This is a genomic window from Moraxella caviae, assembly GCF_002014985.1.
Classification (GTDB): Bacteria; Pseudomonadota; Gammaproteobacteria; order Pseudomonadales; family Moraxellaceae; genus Moraxella; species Moraxella caviae.
Map to the genome: position 1 here is coordinate 1 of NZ_MUXU01000067.1, position 25,905 is coordinate 25,905.

Sequence of the window (25,905 nt, forward strand, 5' to 3'; positions counted from 1 at the left end):
TCTGTGTAGACAATGCTATCAGGCTTGATTTTACTTGTGATAATTGGCATTAGTGTATTTGTCTTAGTATCTTTAACAACAACAGTGTAAACTTTATCATTGCGTTTTAATAAACCAAATACAGCAGTCTTGCCAGCTGCACCACGACCACGTTTGCCTTTACGAATACCGCCGAAGTAACTTTCATCAAGCTCTACTTCACCGTCAAAAACAGTGTTGGCTTCAAGAGCTAAGTGATATTCTATCACAAGGCGGATTTTGTGGTAAAAAAGGGCTGCTGAATTAGGGTGAATACCCAGTAAATCAGCTGCACTTCTAGCAGTAACTTCAAGTACAAAAAACTCAAGTAGTCTTTTTTGAACTTTTTTACTTAGTTTACAATGGGTTATCTTCATAAAACTAGTATAACATGGTTGTTATTCTAGTACAGCCCCTTTGTCAATACCAACAACAGATAATTCACCGCAAAGATAAGCAAAAGAAAACCACCCCAAGCGTGGCAAAGGGTGGTTTTGGGGTTGGATAGGTTTTGGGTTACATTATTGGCGCATACACATAGTCATGGCTGTAATTGCCTGCCAAGTCCATTGCGCTAAATCCAATCATCTCGCCTGATGTATAAGGCGCGCCTAAGTCAATGCTAAAGCTGCCATTTTCATTAGCGGTTGCTGAAGTACCATTGTCGGCAGTAACCGTTGCAAAGGCTTCGGTAATACCTGTGATGGTTTGGTTGTCGTCTAGCAGCTCGGTATATGTGAACTCAGGTGGGGTGGTGTCTACCGTTACGGTTTCTACATTGGTATAGCTGACATCATCATTGTAATCGGCAACTTTACCACGGATTTGGTAAGTGCCATCGCTCCAGTAAGAGTTATTGCTACTTTGCCAAGTGTTGCCACCATCGGTAGAGTATTCAATTTCTGTCATTATGTAGGCTTCTGCGTCTTGCACAGCTGGTGTAAAGGAATTATCGTTGGTGATTTTATCACTATCTGATACGCCAGTATCGGTGAAGTCTTGTAGCACTAGCGTAGCCACCTCTAGTTTGTTGCCAGCAATATCCGTGATGGCAAGCTCAAAACGCTCGCCGTTATTGACGGTCTTGCCAGTCGCAATGCTAAAGTTGCCATTTTCATCAGCAATAGCTTCGCCAACTTTTTCGCCATTGTACATAGCGACTACGGTTGCGCCAGCTTCAGTAATGCCTGTGATAACACCATCTGTTGAAATAGCTTGCTCGCTAATTGTAGGCGCAGTGGTGTCGAGAGTAACGGTTTCTATATTGGTGTAACTGACATTGCCAGCAGTGTCCGTCACTTTGCCGCGGATTTGGTAAGTGCCATCATTGGTACGTCCAATAATTCCCATAGAAAGAAAACTGCTGTAATTGTATGAAACCAGCGGTGTATCATACCAAGTTAGCTCCTCTTCTGGATGCCAATGGTCATTGACTTGACTTGGTGTTAGTGTCCACTGCTTCCAAGTCTCGCCACCATCGGTAGAGTATTCAATACTTGTATATGCGCCAGCTTCTGCGTCTTTCACAACAGGTGTGAATGTATACTTGGTAATTTTATCACTGTCAGACACGCCAGTATCAGTGAAACCTTCTAGTGCCAATGTGCCTGCTGCTGGTGGTGTGGTGTCAGGCGCGATAACGGTAATATAATCATTCTCGTAACCTTCATACCAGATATATTGACCATACTCATCGTACTCGCCATATCCACCATGTCTTTCTGTTAATTTGTTGCCAGCAATATCTGTGATGGCAAGCTCAAAACGCTCGCCATTATTGGTGGTTTTGCCAGTCGCAATGCTAAAGTTGCCATTTTCATCAGCAACGGCTTCACCAACTTTTTCGCCATTGTGCGTAGCGATTACAGTTGCACCAGCTTCGGTCTTGCCAGTGATAATACCGTCTGTAGATACTGCTTGTTCGCTGAGCGTTGGGGCTGTAGTGTCAATCGTTACCGTTTCCACATTGGTATAGCTTACGTTGCCAGCGACATCGGTAACTTTACCACGGATTTGGTAAGTGCCATCTCCTGAAACGCCATCAGCACCCCAGTTTTCACCATCTGCAGAGTATTCAATCTCTGTTGTGGCGTGAGCTTCTGCGCCTTGTACAACTGGCGTGAAATAGATATTATCGGTAATTTTATCACTATCAGACACACCAGTATCCACAAAATTTTCCAGCACTAATGTACCTGCTGCTGGTGGAGTGGTATCAGGAACAGTAATTGTAACAAAGTCATCTTCTTGCTGACCAATATAATAGCCGTAATCATCATATTCGCTATAGCTATTGGTTAGCTTATTACCAGCAATATCCGTGATGGTAAGCTGAATGCTTTCGCCATTGGTTTTGCCAGTGGCAATGCTAAAATTGCCGTCTTTATCAGCCGTTGTCGTGCCGATAACTTCATCACCAATTTTTGCAACCACAGTTGCACCAGCTTCGGTTTTGCCAGTAATTATACCATCTGTTGAAACAGCTTGCTCGCTGAGCGTTGGGGCTGTAGTGTCAATCGTTACCGTTTCCACATTGGTGTAGCTTACGTTGCCAGCGGCATCAATGACCTTGCCGCGGATTTGGTAAGTGCCATCTCCAGCGTATTGAAGTGGGTTGAGGTAGCCATTTTCTTCTCGCTGCTCACCCCAATACTCACCGTTATTGGCAGAGTATTCAATGATGGTTCTGGCGTGTTTTTCTGCGTCTTGTACGACAGGTGTAAAATAGGTGTTGTTGGTAATTTTATCACTGTCAGACACGCCAGTATCCACAAAATTTTTTAGCGTCAATGTGCCTGCCGCTGGTGGTGTGGTGTCGCCAGAGATGTTTAGCGTGTGTGTTTTTAGTACATTGTCTTTTGCGTCTAGCACTTGGATTTTGAGCGTGGTAGCGATGTCCGCACTTGGTACGTATTCGTAGTTATGACCATAAATTTGATAGGTATAACTACCATCTTTATTGATGGTCAAAACACCTTTGTCAAGATTTAGGCTATGGCTGTCAGTTTCGCTAAAATCAACAGTTGCATCGCCAACTTTGACTTTATAATCGTCAAGTTTGGTGATTTTACCAGTGTTGTCGGCAAGGATATTGCCAGTTGGGGCGTCAAAACCCGTAAAACCTTCTGCTGGGGTTTTGGTGATGTGTTCTAAAATAACTGCTGCATCAATGTCTGTAAAGTTGCCAATGATGTTTAGTTTGTATTTGCCAGCGGGCAGTTCGTCATCGTACAAAGCTTCAAAAAGACGATCGTCTACAGGTAGATTTTTTGCACCACTGATAGAGATAGGGCCTTCTAGGGTGTAGTGATAGTTGGCGTTGGCGTCAAAACCTTCTAGGTCTAGATAAAGGTTGCCGCTGTCGGTTGTGATTTCAAATTCAATTTCGCGAGACAAATATCCATTTTGGCTGTAAGCCAGATGATCGACCCGTTCGACAGCATAATTTGTTTTATCACCGTATTGCGCAATGATTTGTGATGTAGCGGCACTGTCGGTTAGCTTGATAGGCGCTGGTTCAGTTTTTGTTGGTTCAGTTTTTGTTGGTTCAGTTTTTGTTGGTTCAGTTTTTGTTGGTTCAGTTTTTGTTGGTTCAGTTTTTGTTGGTTCAGTTTTTGTTGGTTCAGTTTTTGTTGGTTCAGTTTTTGTTGGTTCAGTTTGTGAAACATTCTGCGTTCCACCACTGGCAGGTTTGGTGGTAGGTTTTGTTGCGGTAGGGGTGTCGGTTACAGGTTTGGTCGTGCCTGTGTTTGTGGTGTCTTTAGAGGTGTCATTAGACGCTGAGGCGTTCCCCCCCCATTGCTGTCATTGCTTGCCGCAATGATTGCGCCAACGCCCAGTGCTGCTGCGCCAGCGTACAGCCAGCCATTGTCGTCAGACAGCCATGCCAGTGCGTCTTTATCTTCTTTGAGTAGGTCTTTTAGCGTCATCAGCTCATCATCGCTGCTGGCATTACTAAACACCACTTCGGTTTCGCCCATGGCATTTTGCACCGCCATTTCGTCTTGCGGTTCATCTAGGACGATGACTTTGCCAGATTTTAAAGTCAGTACCAGTTTTCCTTGTGCATTGCGTGCCAAAGAAGCGATGTCTTTTGGGTTGATGGCGGTCGTTACGCCATGTTGGGTAATAACTAATTGTTTGCTCATTGCAAGTCCTTAGTAACAAACAGTAATAAAATTGCTATTATTTTGCATTTTTAAATGCAACTTACATTTATACTACATATTGTAAAGTTATGCAAATCGTTTTTTTTTTTTTTTGATTTTTGGGATTTTATCAAGAAAAACTCATCAAAGAATGTGGCGTGAAAAAAGGTGGCAAGCGTAGCCAAATCAGCGTGTGTTTTGGAAGGTTTTAGCGGAGTGTTTGGCGCTGGCTTGGTTGATTTGACTGTATTTGCCAAAATAGATGGGCAAAAAAGGCGAGAAATTGTCATAAAAACAAAAAACCGACAAGCTAAGCTCATCGGTTTATCAATTCTTACAACCTTATAAAAACATGGTGGGGACGGAGAGACTCGAACTCTCACACCTCGCGGCGCCAGAACCTAAATCTGGTGCGTCTACCAATTTCGCCACGTCCCCAAGTTTTTATCCAACCAGCAGATTTCAATGCTGCTGTGCGGTTGATGGTGCGTATTATATAGAGTTTTTATAATTTGGCAAGTGTTTTTTGTCAAATTTTAATAAAAAAGCCAAAAATTTTTATAAGATAATGATTTTTAAGCAATTATTTTCAAGATTTTGCTTGCCTGTGCGGCTGATTATCTATCAAAAGCACTCATCATTTGCCAGAATTTTGCCGCTTGTACCATGGGTTTGACATCATGCACACGCACAATGCTTGCGCCTTGTTGCAGGGCGAAAATGTGCGCCAATGTGCCAATGTTATCTCTGTCTTGTGCGGTATGATTATTTAGATATTCTAAACTCATGGCGTTTAAGCATTCGCCCAAAAAACGCTTTCTGGACACGCCAAAAAGCATGGGCAAGTCAAAATGTGTGATAAATTCATGCAAATTTGCCAGTAATTTTTGGTGATGAACATGGTCTTTGGCAAAGCCCATGCCCATATCAATGATGATGTTTTCGTGGCGTACGCCTGCGGATTTGGCGGCTGTGATGGCGGTTTGCAGTTCGGATTTGACCTCTGAAATGACGTCTGTGTACCGCGCTAGGCTGTTCATCGTGGTGGGTTCACCGCGTGAGTGCATGATAATGACAGGGCAGTCAAGCGCTGCTGCCACTTGGGCTGCGCCATCTTTTCTTAGTCCGCGCACGTCATTGATGATGTCTGCGCCTGCATTGATGGCAGCTTGCATGACGGCAGGGTTGCTGGTGTCAATAGAAAGCCATACATCGTTGCCAAAGTTTTGACGAACGGCGCTGATGACAGGCACGACACGCTCAAGTTCGGTGTCGGTGCTGACGATGGCGGCATTGGGGCGAGTGGATTCACCGCCAATGTCTATGATGTCTGCACCATAATTTAGCATTTCTTCACAATGGCGCAGGGCGTTTTCTACCGTATCAAAGCGACCGCCATCTGAAAAAGAGTCAGGCGTAACGTTTAGCACGCCCATCACTTTTGGTTCGGCAAGGTTGAGCGTTTTATTTTTAAAGTGGATTTGCTTGTTTGGCAAAGGGGTGAAAATGGGCATGATGGTTGTATGGTAAAAGTTTGCAAAATGAAATTTGATGGCTTGCGACTTACAGCCATGTTAATTTTATGGGTTGATGTGATTACAATAACAATTACAATCTGTCTTCGGCTGCTGGCGTGATATTGGCAACTTTTGCCAAAACTTGCTCAAAGTCAGTTCGGCTGGCTTTGTTGGCACGGTGCTTTAGATATGCCTGCTCAACAGACGAATCATTGCGCATTTGCATCAGTTTTTCGGCAATGGCGCGGTTGATAAATTCATTGACGCTTGTGTCGTCTGCTTGAGCCATCGCAAGAACGTTGCGATACAAAGAATTTGGGATTTGTAGTTGGATGTTGCTCATGAAATCTCCCCAATTTTTTGTAAAAATTCCTTCGGTGTCAGCGTGCGAATGCCAAATTGCTCGCAGCCTTTAAAATCTTTGTGATTGTAGGTGATGATATAATCGCAATTTGCTGTAACAGCAAGCTCTAGCACCAAATCATCTTTTGGGTCTTGAAGAAAAGGTCTTCATAAATAGTAAATGCGGTGGTGCTGGCTAATACTGCAAATATAGTTTAGTAGCGCATCAATGTCTGCTGCAGTTAATAATGTCTCGCCGATAAGTCTTTTGCAGACATCTTCATACTCAAACAGCAGCGATACTGATAAATGCGTGCAAAATCTTTCATCGCTAAGCAGTCTGATTAAACGATGGGAAGCGCCACGAGACGAAATCAGCGCCGAATATATCACGTTTGTATCAATAACAATGTGGTGCATAAAACTTCCTTGTTGCTTGATTTATTATGCCATGCTTGTGTTGGCAAGGCAAGCTGGCTTTTGATGTTGGTTTGCTTGAAAAATTGTGGTTGTAACACAATTTAAGTTGTGTTGTAATGCTTGGCTTAAGTTGCTGGGTTAACATTCTTTTTATTTTGGGAAAAAATTTGCAATATTTTGACAGACATGACGGCGGTGAAAACGCCATTTTGGTGCATTTAGACATTCGCGAGATGAGCGATCCTGATGATTTAGAAGAGTTTCGCTTGCTTGTGCATTCGGCGGGTGCAAGCGAACTTGCCATCATTACAGGCAGTCGTAACAAGCCGCACGCCAAGTATTTTGTGGGTACGGGCAAGGCAGAAGAAATCGCCCAAGCGGTGAGCGAGCATGACGCAGACATCGTGATTTTTAATCACAATTTGACGCCAAGCCAAGAGCGTAATTTAGAAAGTCTAATCAAATGCCGTGTGCTGGACCGCACGGGGCTGATTTTGGATATTTTTGCGCAGCGCGCTCGCACTTATGAAGGTAAATTGCAGGTGGAATTGGCGCAGCTGAACCACCTTGCCACAAGACTTGTGCGTGGCTGGACGCACCTTGAGCGGCAAAAAGGCGGTATTGGTTTGCGTGGGCCGGGCGAAACGCAGCTGGAAACCGACCGCCGTCTGTTGCAAATTCGTGTCGGTCAGCTAAAAACCAAGCTAGAAAAAGTCAAGCAAACACGCAAACAAGGACGTGCCAAGCGCCAAAAATCCGACATTCCGACCATCTCTTTGGTGGGCTATACCAACGCAGGTAAATCCACGCTGTTTAACCGCTTGGCAGACGATAACATCTATGCCGCCGACCAGCTTTTTGCCACGCTCGATCCGACCTTGCGCAAGGTACGCTGGGCAGGCGTGGGCAATGTGGTGCTGGCTGATACGGTGGGTTTTGTGCGCCATTTGCCGCATGAGCTGGTGGAGAGTTTTCACGCCACGCTAGAAGAGACGTTGCAAGCGGATTTGCTGCTGCACGTCATTGATGGGGCGAGCGATGATCGGCACGAGCAGATTGAAGCGGTGAATGCGGTGCTGGCTGAGATTCAGGCGGACGCACCGATTTTGCTGGTTTATAATAAGATTGATAAAAGCGGTGAGCCGCCTGCGATTTATTATAAAGAAGCGGGCGTGCCAAGCCGTGTGTATGTGTCGGCGAGAGATGGGCTGGGCATGGACGAGCTTTCGCTTGCGGTGAGTGAGCTTTTGGTGGGCGGTGTGGCGCAGTTTCATTTGACTTTGCCGTATCACGCAGGGCAGCTGAGCAATGTGCTGCATGAGCTTGGGGTGATTGTGGCGCGTGAATTTGACGAAACTGGCGCGGAGTGCTTGACGGTGTCGCTTGCCAAATCAAAATTACAAGAGCTTTTGGGTAAGCATGGATTAAAGCCTTTTGATGTGTTGCCACCACATGAAGCCGCTATGCTACTGCCTGAGCTAGAAGAGTTTGAAAAACCTGATGTGGCGGTGGTAGATGATGACGATTTGGATGAGTTTTGTAGGTAGATTTGGTGAGCCGCTGGCTTGATAAAGTTGTAAATTTGGCAAGTTTGTTTTTGGAAACTTGACTAAAGTTAAAAATGTAATTTGCACCGCCATTATCAATCAATTAACACGCAAATTCACCATAATAAATTTAGAAAAATCACCATTTGAAATCAAAATACCGAACATTTCTTGGCAAAACCTTGACCGATACACAGACTAGTGATTAAATAGCTTATCATTAGCTGTTAGTCGCTAAAATTCAAAAATCATTGCGCCAAACGTAAAACATCAGCGCCAGACGCTTGTAATGATTTTTGGACTTTCGTTGTAATGACAAGGATTTGCCATGAAGTCGCCTTATCTTAATCCCAAACTTTGGCTGCCGCTTACTGCCACTGCCGTGCTTGTCATTGCGGTGCGTGAGCTTGCGCTTGTCGTTTGCACGGCTTTTGGTATGCCGACAGCGGCAAATATCGTGGGTTTGGTGGCGCTGTTTTTGGCGTTGGTGGCGTGGCGTGCGTGGCGTGGCGGTTTGCCAAATTGGCTATCCACGGCAGCAAGCACGCTTTTGGTGGACAGCGGTTTTGCGTTTTTGCCTGTGTCGGCTGGGGCGGGGATTTTGTTGTTTGGTTTGGGCGCAGATTTGCCTGCGGTGTCGGTGGTGATTATCATCAGCGTGGTGCTGCCTTTGTGGGCGTTTGCCAAACTTGGTGCGCTGTGGCTGGCAGACGATGGCGGCGCAAAAGCAGCCAGCGCGGATAAATAGGGAGCGTGCCATGCCGATGATTGACAGCACAACGATTGTGATTGCGTTTATTGTAACGCTGATTGCGCACGTTGGTTCAAAATATGTGCTTCGCTACCTAAATCACTACATTCGTGGCGTGCCGATGATTATCATTGCCATCGTGCTGACGCTTTTGATTTTGCTTGTGATTGGTTTGCCGTACCAAAATTATTATGCCAACGCCAAGCCTGTGTTTGACCGCTTGCTTGGCTATAGCACGGTGCTTTTGGCGGTGCCTTTGGCAGGCATGGATTTTAAGGGCTTGCCTGTCAAAAAATTATCCATCGTGGTGGTGCTTGCCAGTGTGGTCGGTGCGCTTTTGCCGATGGGTTTGGCGTATGCGTTTGCGCTGAATATGGAGACGATTTTGGCATTTGCCACACGCTCAGTAACCACGCCTGTGGGGCTGTCCATCGCCCAAATCATTGATGCGCCTTTGGTGATGGCAAATTTAATCATCATCGTATCTGGGATTTTGGGCGCAGGGATTTGTCGAATTTTGTTTAGAAATATCAAAGATGAGCGCGCGCAGGGTTTGTCGCTTGGGCTGGTGGCGCACGCCATTGGTACGGTGGAAGCGTGGACAATCAGTCCAACGGCAGGGCGTTATGCGGCGTTTGGCTTGGCAATTAACGGGCTGGTAACGGCGGTGTGGCTGCCTGTGGTGCTGGTGTGGTTATTAGGATAACTTACCAAATGATAAAAACGAGACGGTTAGGTCTCGTTTTTTTTGTTTAAGGTCTTTGCTGGTGCGACCGTTTTATTTTAATAAACAACAGCTTTTTGTGTTTGCATCAGATTTTTCAATAAGGTATTGACGGCAGATTTGGTATCGGGATCTTGATGGCTAAGCCACGTTGCTACATCGTCATCAAGCCCTAAAATTTGTTTTTGATTGGCTAAAAATTGCGCCTTGCGTTGTTTGAATTTCACAATAAAATCTGGATTGTGTTCTACCAAATCGGCGTCGCTGATGTTGTGATAATAATCAATGATTTGTTTTACGTCTTGCATGGTATTTTTTTTCCTGTTGTTTGGCAGGTGCAAATGCAGTGATGATTCTTGCGGTGTCTCCACGCTCAACCCAGCTGACCGCTGTCAAGCGAAATTTATTACTCATGCCAATGGTCAGTAGGCGCAGCTCATCAAATGCTTCACCATTGTCGTAAAAAGTGATGGAATAATCGTCATCAAAGACGCTGGCGATTTCTTCTAGTGTGTAACCACGTTCGCGATTGACTTTTTCAAATTTAGGATCGTGCCACTCAAACCACAATCCAAAAAGACTGATAATAGGCATATCTTTGCCTGCTTTAGTGTGATTTGCTTATAAGATGGTTTGTCTTTATGATAGCACATTGGCAAATTTATGCAATATTCATCGCCTTCATGTTTAAATTTCCTACTAGTAAACCAACCATTAACAAAATCACTATTTTTTGCCAAGTGATAAACCATTATAATAATCACACTTGGGCGATAAGCCTGCACATTCATCAAACATCGGAGCGATTATGATTATTCCAAGACTTTCTGGCGAGCGCGGCTATGCAGAACATGGCGGCTGGCTAAAATCACGCCACAGTTTTTCGTTTGCCAATTATTACGACCCTGCGCACATGAATTTTTCGGCATTGCGTGTGATTAACGAAGACTGGATTGCGGCGGAAGGCGGTTTTGCGCCACATCCGCACAAGGATATGGAAATTTTAACCTATGTGCTGGACGGCGCAATCGCCCATAAAGACAGCATGGGTAACAGCGAAACCGTGCCAGCTGGCGAGTTTCAAATCATGTCGGCAGGCACAGGCGTGGTGCATTCGGAGTTTAATCCTAGCCAGACGGACGAGCTGCATTTATTTCAAATTTGGATCATGCCAAATGTGCTGGGCGTCGCGCCGCGCTATGAGCAAAAGGCGTTTGCCGATAAACTTGGCGGTACATTGATTTTATCGCCACAAGCGCAAGACGGCTCGTTCATGGTGTATCAAGACATGAAACTTTGGCGTTATCAGCTTGATGAGACGCACAGTGAGCAGCTGACGCTGGACGCTGAGCGCGCTTATTATTTGCAAGTCGCCAAAGGCAGCATTACGGTGGATGGTGTGGAATATCACGCAGGCGATGCGCTAAAACTTATGGACGAAAGCATGCTTGATGTGTCGGCTGCGGCTGCGGCGGAGTTTTTGTTGTTTGATTTGCCAAGATGATTGGTGGGTTTTAAGGTTGGGTTTGTCAATCCAACAACTTAGGTGATTTATCTTGTAAAAATGTTGGGTTGCGCTTTACTAACCCAACTTACGGATTATTACCAATTCAAATGATAAATTTGATAAGTTATTTTTAAAAACGTTGGGTTGCGCTAACACCAGCCCAACCTACCAGCTGCTAAAACTTATTTTCTATCAAAAACCAGACCGAGCAGCGCGGTTTGGTTTTTTGTGTTTAAGTTAGCGGATTTATGCTGATTTATTTTCCCATTCAAACAAATCCAACTGACGATACGCCACGCTGGCAGGGCTTAGGTGCGAAAACGTTACGCCCACAAGGCGCACAGGCAAATGCTTGTCGGTGTGGGCGTAGAGTTCCTTTAGCCATAGGGCGGCGGCGTTGGCGTTTTTAAAGGGGGTTTTGACGGTGTGGCTGCGTGTGATTTGGTTAAAATTGGCGTATTTGATTTTTAGGGTAACGGTGGTGGCGCACAGTTCTTTGGCGCTCATTTCGCCAAAGGCTTCAAAGGCTTGTTCGTAGATTTTGCCTAGGATAAAATCATCATTGAGTGAATTTTCGCTAAAGGTGATTTCCGTGCCGATGGATTTGCGCACACGTTCGGCTTTGACGGCTCTGTCGTCTATGCCGTGGGCGATTTGGTGGTAAAATTGTCCGCGTTTTTGTCCAAATAAATCCACCAGCGTGGCAAGCGGTAGTTTGCGCAGTTCGTCCCCTGTGGTTACGCCAATGTCGTGCAGGCGTTTGGCGCTCGCTTTGCCAATGCCGTGAAAGCGCTCAATCGGCAAGGCGGCGATAAAATCTTGGGCTTGCGCTGGGGTGATGATGGCAATGCCGTTGGGTTTGTTAATGTCGCTGGCGATTTTGGCAAGCATTTTATTGAACGACACGCCAGCGGATGCGGTCAGCCCTGTGCGCTCGTAGATGGCGGTGCGCAGCCAATTTGCCATCAGCGTGGCAGAGCCTTGATGGGCGGTTTTGCCAGTAACGTCCAAGTAGGCTTCGTCTAGGGATAATGGCTCAACCAGCTCGGTCAGCTCGCCCATGATGGCACGAATTTCTTGGCTGACGGCACGATACACTTCAAAGCGTGGACGCACAAAAATCGCGTCTGGGCAGCGTTTTTTGGCTTCGTAGCAACTGATGGCAGAACGCACACCAAAGGCACGCGCTTCATAGCTTGCCGCTGCCACCACGCCACGCCCATTGGGATCGCCGCCCACGATGAGCGGCTTGCCACGATAGGCAGGGTTGTCGCGCTGCTCCACGCTGGCAAAAAATGCGTCCATGTCCAGATGAATGATTTTGCGCTGTGTCATAAATATTCACCGTCCGCCATTCGCCATCGCCATTATTCAGGGTTATCGGCTGGAAATTGCTGCCAAAACTTGCAATGCGCTCAAACCAACCACGGTTGCCGTCTCGGTGCGCAAAACTCGCTCGCCAATCGTCCAAGGGATAAATCCATGCTCACAGGCAAGGTGAATTTCATCGGCGCTCAGTCCGCCTTCTGCGCCAATCAGCAGGCTGATACGCTCGGGCAAAGGCGTAGGCAGGGCAGATTTGCCATCCGTTACCGCCATCACGATTTTTAGTCCGTCCGCCACACCGACCCACTCACGCACGTCCATTGGCGGCAGAATTTCTGGCACGATGTTTAGCCCACATTGCTCGCAGGCAGCGATGGCGATGTTTTGCCAATGCGTCAGTTTTTTTTGGTCGCGCTCGTATTTTAGGCGCATTTCGCAGCGTTCGGACGTCAAAAGCTGAATACGATGCACGCCAAGCTCGGTGGCTTTTTGAATGGCGTAATCCATGCGATCGCCTTTGCTCATCACTTGACCAAGCGTTACCATGTGTGGCGGTGTGCGGTTGTCGCTGTGATGTGCGCCAATCTCTACGCTGGCTGACGTTTTATCAATGGCACTCAGCGTGGCACTAAATTCACCGCCTTTGCCATTAAATAGCACCGCTGTATCGCCAATTTTGGCACGCAAAACCTTGCACCAATGGCGATACACGACATCTGGCAGGGTGATGGTTTGACTGGTGGCAAGCGGTAAATCAACAAAAAATCGGTTCATGATGTGATGAATTTGGGCTAAATTTGAGTGGTGGTTTTCAGGGAAATTGCGAAAAATACGGTTGATGATTTGTGATGGTCTTCACTGTAAAACATTGTTTGAAAAATCAATTCAAACAGGTGGGCTGATGATTTCGTTAGTTTGCAAATAACCGCCAGCAGTAATACAGCACCAAGCCAATACTGGGCAGGCTTGCCAAATAAAACGTGCGGCGAAAGGTGAGCTTGCTTGATTTGTGGCGTAAAAATTTGTGCATAAAAGCCGCCATCGCCCAGCCGCCAACAAGGTGCAAATACTGCAAATGCCGCTCAGCAATGCGTGCTTTATCGGTGCTGGCGGCGTGTTTGTCGTAGGCGTACAGCACAAAAGTGAGCGCATTGACGACAGCAAACAAACCCATTGCCAGCACATCAATCCGCCCAAGCCACACAAGCGCAGCAACAAGCAAGCAAAACAGCGCAGCAAGTACACACATGACATCAAGCGCGGTGTCGTTTTTGCGGGTATGTACAGCTTTGCTTGCTGTGTTTGCAGATTTTGCGCCCAGTTTTGCGCCCATTTTTGTATTTGGGTTTTGCGATTGGCTGCGGTTTTTGCTTTGCTTGCGCTTTGGCAAGGCGGCTGGCTTTTTGCTTGCCAGTCTTTTATTTGTCGGCTTTTTGAGCGTCAAAATACAAGCTCCAGTTGCCAATTTTGATAGGGCTTGGTTGCTGATTTTAGGTATGCGGTTTTTATACCAAGCCCAGCGCTTCCACCAGCTCTTTGTTTGGCTTGACTTTATTCATGGTGTAAAAATGCAGGCTTGGCACGCCTTCACGAATCAAGTGTTCGCACAGTTTTAGCACCACTTCAAAGCCAAACGCACGGATTGATTTGCTGTCATCGCCATATTCGGCAAGCTGCTTTCTGATGTAGCGTGGCACGTCTGCGCCTGCGCTGTCGGCAAAGCGAATCAGATTGCTGGCGTTGGTGATTGGCATGATGCCAGCGGTGAGTTCAAATTTATCCAAATCCACGCCACGCGCCGCTACTTTGTCGCGCAGGTACAGATAGCTTTCTGGGTTGTAGAAAAACTGCGTAATCGCACCTGCCGCACCTGCGTGATGCTTGGCGACCAAATTATCAATGTCTTGGCTGAAGTTTTTCGCCTGTGGGTGCATTTCTGGATAGGCAGCAACTTTGACGGTGAAATGATCGCCAGAATGCTCACGGATAAATTTCACCAAATCCACCGCAAAAGGCAGCTCGCCCATGTTCACCTGACCGCTTGGCAAATCGCCACGCAGCGCCACCAAACGTGTTACGCCAATGGCTTTATAGATGTTTAAAAGCTCGCCAATCTCAGCTTTGCTGTCGCCAATGCACGACAAATGCGGCGCAATCGGTGTATCGCTGCGTGCCAGCAGATTTTTGACAATGCCAAGTGTGGTGTCGCGTGTGCTGCCGCCTGCGCCATAAGTAACGCTAAAATATTGCGGATTTAAGGTGTTTAATTCATCAAAAGTTTGCGTGAGCTTTTCTTGGGCGTCTGCGGTTTTGGCAGGAAAAAACTCAAAAGAAAACTTCGGCTTATGCGATGGCGCAGCTTGGCTTGCGGCTGATTGCACGCCTTTTGCCAAATGATTGCCCAAATCAGTTTTTAGCGATTTTGCCAAAGTTTCCAAGGCGGCAAGTTGGTCTAGGAATTGTTGGTTCATGATGATTTCTTGATTGTGTGATAATTTTAGATGATAAGGTGTTAGGTTTGTGTTTTGCCAAATTTATTCGTTTTGTTGCTGGTTAAATTTGGCAAAGCGCACAAATATATTTTGGAAAGTAAGCGTGAAAACGTGCGTTTTTAAAACGTTGGGTTTTAAAAAACGTTTAAAGCACGCAAACAAGCTGGCTTGACAGCAATTATTCAAACCTATTCAAACCCAGCTTGTTATTTGCTTGTACTTTTAGTACTTATAACTCTCCGCCTTAAACGGGCCATCAACCGCCACGCCTAGGTATTTGGCTTGCTCTTCGGTGAGTTTGGTCATCACGCCATTAAAGCCTGCCACCATAGCGGCAGCGACTTCTTCGTCCAGTTTTTTCGGCAAAACTTTAACGTACACTTGGCGAGTGGCAGCGTCTTGGTCGGCAAATTTTTCAGCAAATAGGTGCATTTGCGCCAGCACTTGGTTGGCAAATGAGCCGTCCATCACACGAGAAGGGTGGCCTGTGGCGTTGCCCAGATTGACAAGGCGACCTTCGGCAAGCAAAATCAGATAATCATCGTCTGCATTGGAGCGGAACACTTGATGAACTTGCGGTTTGACTTCTTCCCAGCGCCAGTTATCACGCATGAATTGGGTGTCAATTTCGGTGTCAAAATGTCCGATGTTACACACCACCGCGCCTTTTTTCAAGGCGGCAAGCATATGGCGGTCGCAAACGTGGTAGTTGCCTGTGGTGGTAACAATCAAATCGGTGTCGGCAAGTAGGGCGGTGTTAATGCCTGCTGCGCTGTTGGTGTTTTCGCCATTGATATAAGGCGACACCACTTCAAAGCCGTCCATGCACGCTTGCATGGCGCAGATTGGGTCAATCTCAGACACACGCACAATCATGCCTTCTTGGCGAAGCGATTGCGCCGAGCCTTTGCCCACATCGCCATAGCCAATCACCAGCGCACGGCGACCAGACAGCAGCATATCGGTGGCACGTTTAATCGCATCGTTTAGTGAGTGGCGGCAGCCGTATTTGTTGTCGTTTTTGGACTTAGTAACGGCATCATTGACGTTAATCGCAGGGACTTTTAGCGTACCATTGGCAAGCATTTCAATCAAGCGATGAACGCCTGTGGTGGTCTCTTCTGAAATGCCGTGAATGCGCTCTAGCATTTGTGGGTATTTGTCGTGAATCAGGGCGGTCAAATCGCCACCGTCATCAAGAATTAGGTTTGCGTCCCACAGCGCGCCATCTTTGTGGATTTGCTGCTCTAGACACCAAACATACTCTTCTTCGGTTTCGCCTTTCCAAGCAAAAACAGGAATGCCAGCAGCGGCAATGGCAGCAGCAGCGTGGTCTTGGGTGCTAAAAATGTTGCACGACGTCCAGCGAACTTCTGCGCCTAGCGCTACTAAAGTTTCAATCAGCACGGCTGTCTGAATGGTCATGTGGATACAGCCGACAATCTTTGCGCCCGCCAAAGGCTGTGCGTCTTGATAACGCTTACGAAGTCCCATCAAAGCAGGCATTTCTGCTTCGGCAAGTTTGATTTCTTTGCGGCCAAAATCAGCAAGAGTGATGTCAGCAACTTTATAATCGGTGAAATTTGACACTGCGTTCATACAGTTTTCCTTAAAATAAATGTTTAAAAAATTAAAAACGCAGATGTCGTTGTTTTATGGTTGTCATCACCAAACCAAGCCTGACTTAAAAAAGACGCAACATCTCTTGGCATAAATTAAACCTAATATTATAAAACAATCTACACAAAATTTCAAAGAAAAAGCCCCGAAATTGGGGCTTTTGCGGTGAATTTATCCGATGATAAATCGCTTGGGTTTAGTAGCTGAACGTCAAACCTGCTGAAGTAAAGCGTCCGCCATTGACGTACCAGCCATTGCCCAAGTTGTCCACTTGTCTGTTCTCAACGTTACCGATGTTTTCAATATTGGCAAAGAATTTCACGTGTGGATTGATTTGCCAGTAGCCGCCAACATCAACGCTCACATAGCCCGGCACTTTGACGGTGTTGTTGCCATTAGCATAAGCACCAGTGCGCGCCACCAAAGCGACGTTTGCGCCGTATTGTTCATTAGCAACGCCAGCGCCCAACGTGAAGGTTTGTTTTGGACGATATGCCAATTCTTTGCCTGTGGCTTTATTTTCAGTTTCTACATAGCCGTATTCAGCATTGATAAAGTAGTCATCTTTTTGCCATTTCACGCCAGCTTCACCGCCTGTCATGGTCGCTTCGTTGATGTTCACATAAGTAAAATTTGGGTAGGCGGATTGATAAGCAATCAAATTATCCACTTCGGTGTGATACGCAGAAATATAGGCTTTGGTGTGTTTGCCGATGTTTTGGTCAAAGCCGATTTCATAGCTTAGGCTTTCTTCTGGTTTTAAATCAGGATTGCCATAAGTGTTGCCCCATTGACCTTCGCTAAAATAATAAAGCTCTGTCAAAGCAGGCGCACGAAATGCTGAACCGATGTTCACGTAAGCGCTTGAATTTGGCGTGAAGTGATAACGCACCGCACCTTGACCTACGGTGTGATTGCCAAAGCGTTCGTTATCTTCTAGGCGCACGCCAAGCTGGGTGTTGAATTTGTCATCATTGTACTGATGTTGCAAATAATAACCATAAGAATCGTTGCTTTGCTTGCCGTCTTTGACATCGCCGCTTTTAAATGTTGCGTCTAGATAGCTTACGCCTGCCAAGATGTTTTGGTTTGGCGTAAATTGCCATTTGACATTGACATCGCCTTCTTTGTTTTGAGTGTCAAAGTGATTTGGGTTGTCGTCAATGACTTGTTGGTCGTCTTTAAAATCTGAATAACGTGCAGAAACTTTAATTTGCTCGTTGATGTCGTAGCTGGCTTTGGCGTTTACTAGACGGTTTTCAAAATGACGCTCGGCATTGTTTTGTTTGGTTTTGCGGTGATAATATTGGCTTACGCCTTCGTTTTGGCTGATGGCGATGCTGGCGTCTAGGCGGTCTTTGTCGTAGCCGATTTTAGCGCCATAGCCTTTTTGGTCGTAGCTGGCATTTTGGTTGCGTCCTTGATTGCTCAAAACGCGCGTGCCGTCTGATTCTAATCTTTGACCATGTACGCTGGCGTATAGACCATTGTCCGCGACCAAATCGGCTTTTACGATGGCTTTGTAAGTGTCATTTTCACCGCCTACGCCTGTGATTTGTACGCCTGATTTTTTCGGTGTCAGTGAGCGCATTTGAATCACGCCGCCGATGGCGTCTGCACCGTGCTGTACAGAAGCTGGGCCTTTGACGATTTCAATTTGATTAACGTCTGTCAAATCAAAAAACGCAGGATACAGCGGCGCAAGATGGTTTTGGCTGTTTAGGCGTGCACCATCTTTTAGTACCAAGGTGTGATTGGCGTTTGAGCCGCGTGTTGCGATTTCAGAAATCTGACCGATACCACCTGATTGCTTGATAGAAATGCCAGCGTCTTTTTGTAGTTCACTGGCAAGATTTTGCGTAGGATTTTCGTGGATTTCACGCTCGCCAATCACCGTTACGCGCGCTGGAATTTGGCTGACACGCTCATCTAGGCGAGTGGCTGTTACCACCACAGGATCAAGCATAGCCACAGGCTCTTGGCTGTCTGCGTCATTGGCAAAAGCAGGCAAGGCAGCAACGGAAAAAGCAGCGATGATACTGCGGCGCAAAGTTAAATTTGACATAAAAATACCTAAATCATCTGATGAATATTTTGACACACAAAAGCGCAACCAAAACAATAAAAAATAACAAAAAAGAAAGGGTTGTTAAAGACTGCTTATTATACCTAAAAATAATTTCAACTTATAAAAAAATACTTGAAAAATTTTCATGTTAGGTTGAGCAAAATTAAAAACACTTGGAACGAACTTGGTAAAAATGCTGCTTGGCTTGAGTTTACGCCATAAACTTGATAGCATGGGCGCTTGATGGCTTTTTAATTTGACGTTTAGCCTAGATGATTTTTGCTTTAAAATCGGCTTTGGTCTGAACTCAAATGCTTTTTACGCCAAAACAGCCGCATCAAAACAAGCAGGATAATTCATGATAAAAACCGCTCAACACACCACGAAATTAGCCGCTCATCATGCCATGCACAGTCGGTTTGATGACAAATCCACAGCCAAACGCCTTGTGTTTCGGTTGATTGCGCCTTTGCTGATTGTGGTTTTGGCGTTTGGGGCGATGTTTAGCGTGCAGGCAGCTTCGGTTGCCAGTGCCTTGACGGGCGATGAAGCGCAAAGCGTGCAAGCGAGCAAAGACAGCTTTGGACGAGATACGCCGCGCGGCACGGTGCAGGGCTTTATCCGTGCGATTGCCAATCACGATAATGAGCTTGCGGCAAATTATCTGGACGGACGGTTTTTGGCAAATACCGACACGCCAAATGCCGAAATCGTTACACGGCTAAAAAATGCGCTGGACGCAGGCGGTAAACTTGACCCTGATTTGCAAATCAGCGGCGCAGCAGACGGCAACTTATCGGATAATTTGCCTGCCGACATTGATAAAGTTGGTACGATTCATTTGATGAATCAGCAGTTTGATATTTTGCTTGCCAAGCGTGTGAGCGATGATGGCGTGGTGTTTTGGCAATTTGCAGGCGAGACGCTGGAAAAATTGCCGAGCGACACGCGCCAAACGCCCACATTGGCGCAGCGATTTGGCGTGGACAAGCTGGGCGATGGCGTGCTTGGCAGTAATGTCAATGGCGTGTTTGGCGTGAAATCTGGCGAGCTGGTGGCGCTTTTGATGCTGGTGCTGATGCTGGGCGTGGTGGTGTACGCGGCGGTGTGGGTGCTGTATGGCGTGTGGAAAGTGGGCTATGTGAGCCTGCGCAAAAAGGAATTTCGTGTTACGCCAAAGATTATTCTGCCTTTGACGGTGATTATCGTGTCGTTTTTGCTGCCTGAAGCGATGGTGCGGCTTGGCGTGCCAGTAACATTAAGAAGCTCTTTTGGGCGAGTGAACGAGATTTTGGCGTGGGGAGCGGCGGCGTGGCTGGCTTTGCGCCTGCTGGACGCACTGTTCAACCGTGCCGAAGCGCGCAGTTTGCGCCTAAATCGCCCTGAGCAGGTGTCTATTTTAAATCTGCTGCGCAAAATTGCCAAGGTGCTGATGCTGATTTTGGCGATGATTATTATTTTTGGCAACTTAGGCTTTGATTTGACGACAGGGATTGCCGCGCTGGGTGTGGGCGGTTTGGCGCTTGCTTTTGGTGCGCAAAAAACCATTGAAAACTTGATTGGTTCGGTGGTTGTGGTGGCTGACCGTCCTGTGCGTGTGGGCGATTATTGCCGTTTTGGCACGATGGAAGGCACGGTGATTGACATCGGCATTCGCTCAACACGCCTGCGCACGCTCAATCGCACCATCGTAACCGTGCCAAATGGTGAGTTTAGTGCGCTGCAAATTGAAAACTACGCCAAGCGTGATATGTTCTACTTTTTTCATAATTTGTACCTAAAACGCAGCGCCAATCCGAGAGAAATTGGTAGACTTATCAAAGACTTGCAAGAATTTTTAGAAAGACATCCGTACGTCAATGACGAATGGACGCTGGTGCGCCTAAGCGAGCTGCGCCAAGATTGCTATGTGGTGGAAATGCGCTGCTATGTGGCGACTTTGGACGTGAGCGAATTTTATGTCAAGCAAAGCGAAATGCTGATTGATGTGCTGCACAAAGTGAGCGAATACGACGTAGAGCACGCCTTGCCAAGCCAAGAAATCGCCATCAAAACGGACGCAGATGCTAAGGTGGACGATTTGGCGCAGTAGGTTTGTGCGGTGATTTGGCAGGCTGGCTTTTGCAAGGTGTGAGGCGTAAGTTTTCTTGTTTTGCCAAACGTGTTACAATGTGCGGCTGATTTTGGCATTAGAGTGCGGTTTTAATTTGGCTTGCTTTTAAAACAACTTGCCAATTATTTATTTAAATTCAATGAGTTAACTTATGTTTACAGACAGTCATTGTCATCTGACTTATTTAAATCTTGAGCATTATGATGACGCTTGCGATGGCTTGATTGCCGCCATGAAGCAGGCGCAAGTTTCACGCGCGATGGCGATCATGTGCCAGTTTGACGAATTTGACGACATCGCGGCGTGGACGAGCCGCTCAGACGATACGCTTAATATCGGCATGAGCGTGGGGCTGCACCCTTGTCAGCCTGCGGAAGTGCTGGCAAGCGTAACCGAAGAAGATTTGCTCAGCCGCGTGCATGATAAGGTGTGGGCATTTGGCGAGACGGGGCTTGACTATCACTGGGACGATGGCAAAAAGGCGGCGCAAAAACACAGCTTTGCCACGCACATTCATGCAAGCCAGCAAGCCAAAAAACCCATCATCGTACATACGCGTTCAGCTTATCATGACACGCTGGATTTGCTCATGGCTGAGCGCTGTGAGCATGGGATTATCCACTGCTTTACCGAAGATTATGCCTTTGCCAAGCGTGCGCTGGATTTGGGGCTGTACATTTCGTTTTCTGGGATTGTCAGCTTTAATAAGTCGCAAGCGCTGCGTGATGTGGCGGCAAAATTGCCATTGGATCGCATTTTGATTGAGACGGACAGTCCGTATCTTGCGCCTGTGCCAAAGCGTGGCAAGCAAAATGAGCCGACTTTTGTGCCGCATGTGGCAGCTGCTTTGGCGAAGGTTTTTGGCAAATCCGCCGAAGAAATCGGACAAATCACCAGCGACAATTTTGATCGCTTGCTTGCGGGTAAATGACGGGGTGATTTTGCGGTGATAAAAAGGCTTTCTTAAAAAGGAAGTCTTTTTTGTGAAAACTTGTATACCAGCAAATATACCAGCATTTTTTGATTTGTGATGTTTTTATCGGTTTAATTTGGCAAAAGTGAACGAAAAGCGCATTTGTATTTGAGAGTATGCTATTTGCAAAAAATGCTTAGCCATTATCACGTTCTAGGTCGTCTAGTTCTGTGCGTTCAAATTCGTAAGTCATTTTATCGCTCAGCGATTTAAAAATACTGGGTACATTTGCTAGCGTGCCGATTTCTTGGCTTGGTGGTAAAGGTGTGTCGGCTGGGTGGGTAAATTCTTTTGGCGATTTGATTTTGGTATCTGTAAGCATGAAGTTATCTATAATTTTGTGGTAACTCGTATAGGCTAAATTATAGGTTAATTTTATGCGTCTTGCAACGCTCTACCATGAACTACCACGAACTACCAAACCGCCCAAAACCCTTATAAACCCATATTTTTGAAAAAATAAAGGCTTTTTGAACTATGCCAAAAAGCCTTGAAATGTTGTTTGGTGTGCTTGGCGGGAATCGAACCCGCGACCTTCAGCTTCGGAGGCTGACACTCTATCCAACTGAGCTACAAGCACAAATTTTTATTTGATGGTATTGTGTTTCACAAAACAAGTAAACGAAACGCACCAAAAACCCATCAATTCTACCAAATTTTTTGACAAAAAACCACGTTTGATGGTGAAAATCGCTGAATTTTTGTCAATTTGGTGAAATTTTGCTGATTTTAAGGATTTGGTAAAGGCGGTGATTTTGGCGGATATTGATAAGAATAAAGCGTGAAAAAGGGAAGTTCACCCGTGTTCTGGCTGGATCTGACTGTGCAGAAACCGCTGATTCAACGTCCGAAACGCTTACGGGTCGAACTTTAAACTTAAGTGTAAAAGACAAAGCGTCATCAGTCAAGATTTAAATTTGCGTTTAAATTCTTGTTTAAATTCATGAATGAAGTGCCAAAGTTGGCGTGTTTGCCATAAAAACTCGCCCTAAAAACTCGCCCTAAAAACTCGCCCTAAAAACTCGCCCTAAAAACCTGCCCAAAACTTTACTTAAGCAGGTTTGTCAGCTTGGCTTGCGGCAGTTTGTTTAAGATGACGAAAAAAAAGTAAACAAAACCCTAACAATATCACAGGATTTTTGGTAGAATAGACAAAATAGATTTATTTTAAAGCATATTTTCACGCAGCCGCTGTGCTTGATTTTTAGACGGCTTGAAAATATGTTGTTTTAAATCAATAGTTTGTATCATGGTTAAGCGCTTTGCCTTAATCATCAAGGAAAAATTCATTTCGTGTGAGCCAGCTGTCTTTTTCAGCGCTCAACGCACCCAGAGCTATGCTCAAGGCTAAGACGAGAATATGACGATGAAAAAAGTTGTACTGCTATCTGCTGTGTTGTTGGCGATTTCTGCCATGACGACCAACGCCCAAGAAGCTGCGCCAGCAAGCGAAGCTGCGCCTGAAGCTGCCGAAGTGGTAACAGACGCTGCCGCCGAAGAAGCGACCGCCACCGAAGCTGCTGCCGATGAAGCTGCCGCTGCTGCCGACCCAATTCCAGAAGACAGCGACCAAGTGAAAAAATTGATCGCTTTGTATCCAAACTTGGTATCACGCATTGCGCCATACGGCAAAGTTTGCTTTGATGGCGAAGAGTGCGACATCAACATCACCGTACTTGCACCTGCTGTAGAAGGTCAAGCACGTGATGGCGAGAGCTTGTATAAAGCCATCTGTGCAACTTGCCACGATTCTGGCTTGGTTGGCGCACCAAAAGTGGGCAATGCTGGCGACTGGTCAGCGCGTATCGCTAAAGGTACTGCCACATTGTACGACCACGCCATCAACGGCTTTAACGCCATGCCTGCTCGTGGTGGCGCAGACATTTCTGATGAAGAAGTGCAAAACGCTGTGGATTACATGGTTGAAAAATCAAGCTAATCACGCCTTAATCCGTGCGCCTTTTGTGTTTTAATGCAGCGGCGCAAGACAAGCCCGTCTTTACGGTGGGCTTTGTTTTTGGTTGGGTTTGTAAAATGGATTTGCTCAAATAAGTTTATAAGATTTAAGTGGATTTTATCATCACAAAAACGCTGGCAAAGACACCGATAAAAACGCAGGCAAAACCGCTTGATAGAGTCATTTGCCCTTTAAAATTGGCTGCTTTGCCCTTATAAAGCTTGGGCAAGGCGCGCGTCCAGCGATGCGCCAGTAGCAGATTTAGACAGATTTTAGACATTATTTAGATAATTAACCAAAATAACAAACACATCATAATGACAAATTCACAAAGTGCCAGCTTGCAAATTGCCAGCTCACAAAATACCAATTCACACGCCACGCAGCACACGCCAGCCTTGCAGATTAAAGGCCTAAAAAAGACGTACGCCAACGGTTTTACCGCTTTAAAAGGCGTGGATTTGACCGTGCCGCAGGGCGAATTTTTTGCATTACTTGGTGCAAATGGCGCAGGCAAATCTACGATGATTGGCATCATCAGCTCGCTGTTCCCGATGAGCAGCGGCAGCGTTGAGATTTTTGGCGTGGATTTACAAAAACAGCCAAGCCGTGCCAAGGAATTTTTGGGCGTTGTGCCGCAAGAATTTAATTTCAACCAATTTGAAAAATGCCAAGACATTTTGCTGACTCAGGCGGGATATTATGGCATTAAAAAATCTGTCGCCTTGCCGCGTGCGCAGTTTTTGCTGGAGTCGCTAGGGCTTTGGGAAAAACGCCACACCAAGGCGCGCTCTTTGTCTGGCGGCATGAAGCGCCGTTTGATGATTGCGCGCGCACTCATGCACCGCCCAAAACTTTTGATTTTAGATGAGCCGACCGCAGGCGTGGACATTGAGCTTAGACGCTCGATGTGGGAATTTATGCAAAAAATCAACCAAGAAGAAGGCACGACCATCATCTTGACCACGCATTATTTAGAAGAAGCTGAGCAGCTGTGTAAGCGCATTGCCATCTTAAATCATGGCGAAATTTTGATTAATACCGAGATGAAAACGCTGCTTGGGCAGCTGTCGCGCGAGACTTTTGTGTTTGATTTGGCGCAGCCTTTGGCGAGCGTGCCACTGTTTGAACGTGTGGTAAAAGCGGCGCTGAGCGATGACAGAACGCTAGAAATTACGCTGAATAACACCCAAAACCTGAACGACGTTTTCGCTCAGCTGAATGCACACGGTATTTTGGTGCAAAGTATGCGTGGCAAGGCAAACCGCCTAGAAGAGTTGTTTATGGGTGTGGTGGACAGTCATTTTGGCGATGGTTCTATGGCGGACATTGCCGAACAACAATCCGCTGAACAACGATCCACCAAACAACAACCCGACAATCACAGCCAAGCCAAATCCGCAGGAGAAAAAGCATGAATCAGCGCAAACAATTAATCGCCTTTGGCACGCTGATGAATAAAGAAATCAAGCGTATTTTGCGCATTTGGCCGCAGACTTTATTGCCGCCTGTCATCACCATGACGCTATATTTCGTGATTTTTGGTAAGATGATTGGCTCGCGCGTGGGCGAAATGGGCGGTGTGGGTTATATGCAGTTCATCGTGCCGGGGCTGATTATGATGGCGGTCATCACCAACAGCTACTCAAACGTGGCGTCGTCCTTTTTTAGCAGTAAATTTCACGGCAGTATTGATGAGCTTTTGGTGTCGCCGATTTCTAAGCACGCCATTTTATTCGGCTATGTGGGCGGCGGCGTGTTTCGTGGCTTGGCGATTGCACTGATTGTGAGTGTGGTTGCGCTGTTTTTCACCAAATTAAGCATTGCGCATTTGCCGATTATGATTTTAACCATCGTGGGTACGTCCGTGCTGTTTTCGCTGGGCGGATTTATCAATGCGGTGTTCGCGCGTTCGTTTGACGACATTTCCATCATTCCAAGTTTTGTGCTGACACCACTGACGTATTTGGGCGGTGTGTTTTATTCGCTGGAAAATTTATCGCCATTTTGGCAAAATGTATCGCTCATCAACCCAATCGTCTACATGGTAAACGCCTTTCGTTATGGCATTTTAGGCTATTCTGATGTGAATGTGGTGTATTCGCTGACGGCAATTTTGGCGTTTTGCGTGGTGTTTTATGTGATTTCGTATCGTCTATTAAAAGACGGCAGTCGTGTGCGCATTTCGTGATTGACTGGATTGACGATGGCGACTTAGGCTTGGTAACGGATAACTAACAAAGTTGCCGTGCGCTTGATGGCTTGACGTGATATACTTAGGCGATTGCTGGTGGCTGGCTTGATGGTTTGATTTGGGTTGGCGGTTTGTATTTACGCTTGATTGGCAAAGCGTTTAAAATTTAGGGGCTGTAGTAGATCAGC

At 46.3% G+C, this 25,905-nt stretch carries 23 protein-coding genes, 2 tRNA genes and 2 pseudogenes; 9 read left to right on the forward strand and 18 right to left on the reverse strand.

What is annotated here, in order from left to right; genetic code table 11:
• From B0181_RS09910 to B0181_RS12295, 8 genes and pseudogenes are all read right to left on the reverse strand, one after another.
• The coding region (locus tag B0181_RS09910) for an IS1595 family transposase (protein ID WP_143821559.1) at window positions 1–395 on the reverse strand (395 nt) is incomplete at its 3' end.
• 139 nt (window positions 396–534) lie between these two features.
• Window positions 535–3,414: an Ig-like domain-containing protein gene (locus tag B0181_RS09915; protein ID WP_078277343.1), complete on the reverse strand. Its 2,880-nt coding sequence runs from the start codon at window positions 3,412–3,414 to the stop codon at window positions 535–537.
• Window positions 3,415–3,515: 101 nt separating this feature from the next.
• Entirely contained in the window at window positions 3,516–3,686 is a 171-nt protein-coding gene (locus B0181_RS12150) for a hypothetical protein (protein WP_158078966.1), read from the reverse strand.
• Window positions 3,687–3,743: 57 nt separating this feature from the next.
• Window positions 3,744–4,166: a hypothetical protein gene (locus B0181_RS09920; protein ID WP_078277344.1), complete on the reverse strand. Its 423-nt coding sequence runs from the start codon at window positions 4,164–4,166 to the stop codon at window positions 3,744–3,746.
• A gap of 353 nt (window positions 4,167–4,519) precedes the next feature.
• Window positions 4,520–4,604 (reverse strand) — tRNA-Leu (locus B0181_RS09930).
• A gap of 179 nt (window positions 4,605–4,783) precedes the next feature.
• Window positions 4,784–5,680 (reverse strand): dihydropteroate synthase, encoded by an 897-nt coding sequence (folP, locus tag B0181_RS09935; protein WP_078277346.1) that lies wholly within the window; start codon window positions 5,678–5,680, stop codon window positions 4,784–4,786.
• 94 nt (window positions 5,681–5,774) lie between these two features.
• Window positions 5,775–6,026, reverse strand: a complete 252-nt coding sequence (locus tag B0181_RS09940) for a hypothetical protein (protein ID WP_078277347.1) — start codon at window positions 6,024–6,026, stop codon at window positions 5,775–5,777.
• Window positions 6,023–6,445 (reverse strand): annotated as a pseudogene (locus B0181_RS12295) (putative toxin-antitoxin system toxin component, PIN family). The gene B0181_RS09940 and the pseudogene B0181_RS12295 overlap by 4 nt, the downstream one beginning before the upstream one ends.
• A 167-nt stretch (window positions 6,446–6,612) precedes the next feature.
• Between B0181_RS12295 and hflX the strand changes: the two are divergent.
• The 3 genes from hflX to B0181_RS09960 all read left to right on the forward strand — a co-directional run bounded on the left by hflX (window position 6,613) and on the right by B0181_RS09960 (window position 9,449).
• Window positions 6,613–7,992 (forward strand): ribosome rescue GTPase HflX, encoded by a 1,380-nt coding sequence (gene hflX, locus B0181_RS09950; RefSeq protein WP_078277363.1) that lies wholly within the window; start codon window positions 6,613–6,615, stop codon window positions 7,990–7,992.
• A gap of 328 nt (window positions 7,993–8,320) precedes the next feature.
• Complete coding sequence (locus B0181_RS09955; protein WP_078277348.1) at window positions 8,321–8,740, forward strand: CidA/LrgA family protein; 420 nt, start codon at window positions 8,321–8,323, stop codon at window positions 8,738–8,740.
• A 16-nt stretch (window positions 8,741–8,756) separates the two neighbouring features.
• Window positions 8,757–9,449: an LrgB family protein gene (locus tag B0181_RS09960; RefSeq protein ID WP_078277364.1), complete on the forward strand. Its 693-nt coding sequence runs from the start codon at window positions 8,757–8,759 to the stop codon at window positions 9,447–9,449.
• 77 nt (window positions 9,450–9,526) lie between these two features.
• Here the strand turns inward: B0181_RS09960 and B0181_RS09965 are convergent, their stop codons facing one another.
• A complete protein-coding gene (locus B0181_RS09965) occupies window positions 9,527–9,775 on the reverse strand; it encodes a hypothetical protein (protein ID WP_078277349.1) in 249 nt (82 codons plus the stop codon).
• Window positions 9,750–10,061 (reverse strand): BrnT family toxin, encoded by a 312-nt coding sequence (locus tag B0181_RS09970; protein ID WP_078277350.1) that lies wholly within the window; start codon window positions 10,059–10,061, stop codon window positions 9,750–9,752. Before B0181_RS09970 ends, B0181_RS09965 begins: the two co-directional genes overlap by 26 nt.
• Before the next feature lie 214 nt (window positions 10,062–10,275).
• On the opposite strand from B0181_RS09970, the gene B0181_RS09975 reads away from it, so the two are divergent.
• Window positions 10,276–10,971 (forward strand): pirin family protein, encoded by a 696-nt coding sequence (locus tag B0181_RS09975; protein ID WP_078277351.1) that lies wholly within the window; start codon window positions 10,276–10,278, stop codon window positions 10,969–10,971.
• A 249-nt stretch (window positions 10,972–11,220) separates the two neighbouring features.
• Here the strand turns inward: B0181_RS09975 and dinB are convergent, their stop codons facing one another.
• The 6 genes from dinB to B0181_RS10005 form a co-directional block, all read right to left on the reverse strand.
• A complete protein-coding gene (dinB, locus tag B0181_RS09980; protein ID WP_078277352.1) occupies window positions 11,221–12,309 on the reverse strand; it encodes a DNA polymerase IV in 1,089 nt (362 codons plus the stop codon).
• Between the two features lie 42 nt (window positions 12,310–12,351).
• A complete protein-coding gene (locus B0181_RS09985) occupies window positions 12,352–13,074 on the reverse strand; it encodes a 16S rRNA (uracil(1498)-N(3))-methyltransferase (protein ID WP_078277353.1) in 723 nt (240 codons plus the stop codon).
• Between the two features lie 136 nt (window positions 13,075–13,210).
• Complete coding sequence (locus B0181_RS09990; RefSeq protein WP_143821602.1) at window positions 13,211–13,765, reverse strand: DUF1294 domain-containing protein; 555 nt, start codon at window positions 13,763–13,765, stop codon at window positions 13,211–13,213.
• Between the two features lie 40 nt (window positions 13,766–13,805).
• Window positions 13,806–14,771, reverse strand: a complete 966-nt coding sequence (gene metF, locus B0181_RS09995) for a methylenetetrahydrofolate reductase [NAD(P)H] (RefSeq protein ID WP_078277355.1) — start codon at window positions 14,769–14,771, stop codon at window positions 13,806–13,808.
• 243 nt (window positions 14,772–15,014) lie between these two features.
• Complete coding sequence (ahcY, locus tag B0181_RS10000; protein ID WP_078277356.1) at window positions 15,015–16,391, reverse strand: adenosylhomocysteinase; 1,377 nt, start codon at window positions 16,389–16,391, stop codon at window positions 15,015–15,017.
• A 217-nt stretch (window positions 16,392–16,608) separates the two neighbouring features.
• Complete coding sequence (locus B0181_RS10005; protein ID WP_078277357.1) at window positions 16,609–18,477, reverse strand: TonB-dependent receptor plug domain-containing protein; 1,869 nt, start codon at window positions 18,475–18,477, stop codon at window positions 16,609–16,611.
• Between the two features lie 409 nt (window positions 18,478–18,886).
• Here B0181_RS10005 and B0181_RS10010 point away from each other — a divergent pair, with 409 nt between their 5' ends.
• Window positions 18,887–20,572, forward strand: a complete 1,686-nt coding sequence (locus B0181_RS10010; RefSeq protein WP_078277365.1) for a mechanosensitive ion channel family protein — start codon at window positions 18,887–18,889, stop codon at window positions 20,570–20,572.
• 172 nt (window positions 20,573–20,744) lie between these two features.
• On the forward strand, window positions 20,745–21,524 hold the full coding sequence (locus B0181_RS10015) for a TatD family hydrolase (RefSeq protein WP_078277358.1): 780 nt from the start codon (window positions 20,745–20,747) through the stop codon (window positions 21,522–21,524).
• A gap of 178 nt (window positions 21,525–21,702) precedes the next feature.
• Here B0181_RS10015 and B0181_RS10020 read toward each other — a convergent pair whose 3' ends face one another.
• Entirely contained in the window at window positions 21,703–21,888 is a 186-nt protein-coding gene (locus B0181_RS10020) for a hypothetical protein (RefSeq protein WP_078277359.1), read from the reverse strand.
• Between the two features lie 181 nt (window positions 21,889–22,069).
• A tRNA-Arg gene (locus tag B0181_RS10025) sits at window positions 22,070–22,146 on the reverse strand.
• A gap of 786 nt (window positions 22,147–22,932) precedes the next feature.
• Here B0181_RS10025 and B0181_RS10030 point away from each other — a divergent pair.
• The 3 genes and pseudogenes from B0181_RS10030 to B0181_RS10040 all read left to right on the forward strand — a co-directional run bounded on the left by B0181_RS10030 (window position 22,933) and on the right by B0181_RS10040 (window position 25,714).
• Window positions 22,933–23,505, forward strand: a complete 573-nt coding sequence (locus tag B0181_RS10030) for a c-type cytochrome (protein ID WP_078277360.1) — start codon at window positions 22,933–22,935, stop codon at window positions 23,503–23,505.
• 335 nt (window positions 23,506–23,840) lie between these two features.
• Window positions 23,841–24,827 (forward strand): annotated as a pseudogene (locus B0181_RS10035) (ABC transporter ATP-binding protein); the annotation flags it as partial.
• Window positions 24,828–24,937: 110 nt separating this feature from the next.
• On the forward strand, window positions 24,938–25,714 hold the full coding sequence (locus B0181_RS10040) for an ABC transporter permease (RefSeq protein ID WP_078277362.1): 777 nt from the start codon (window positions 24,938–24,940) through the stop codon (window positions 25,712–25,714).
• The last annotated feature ends 191 nt before the right edge of the window (window positions 25,715–25,905 follow it).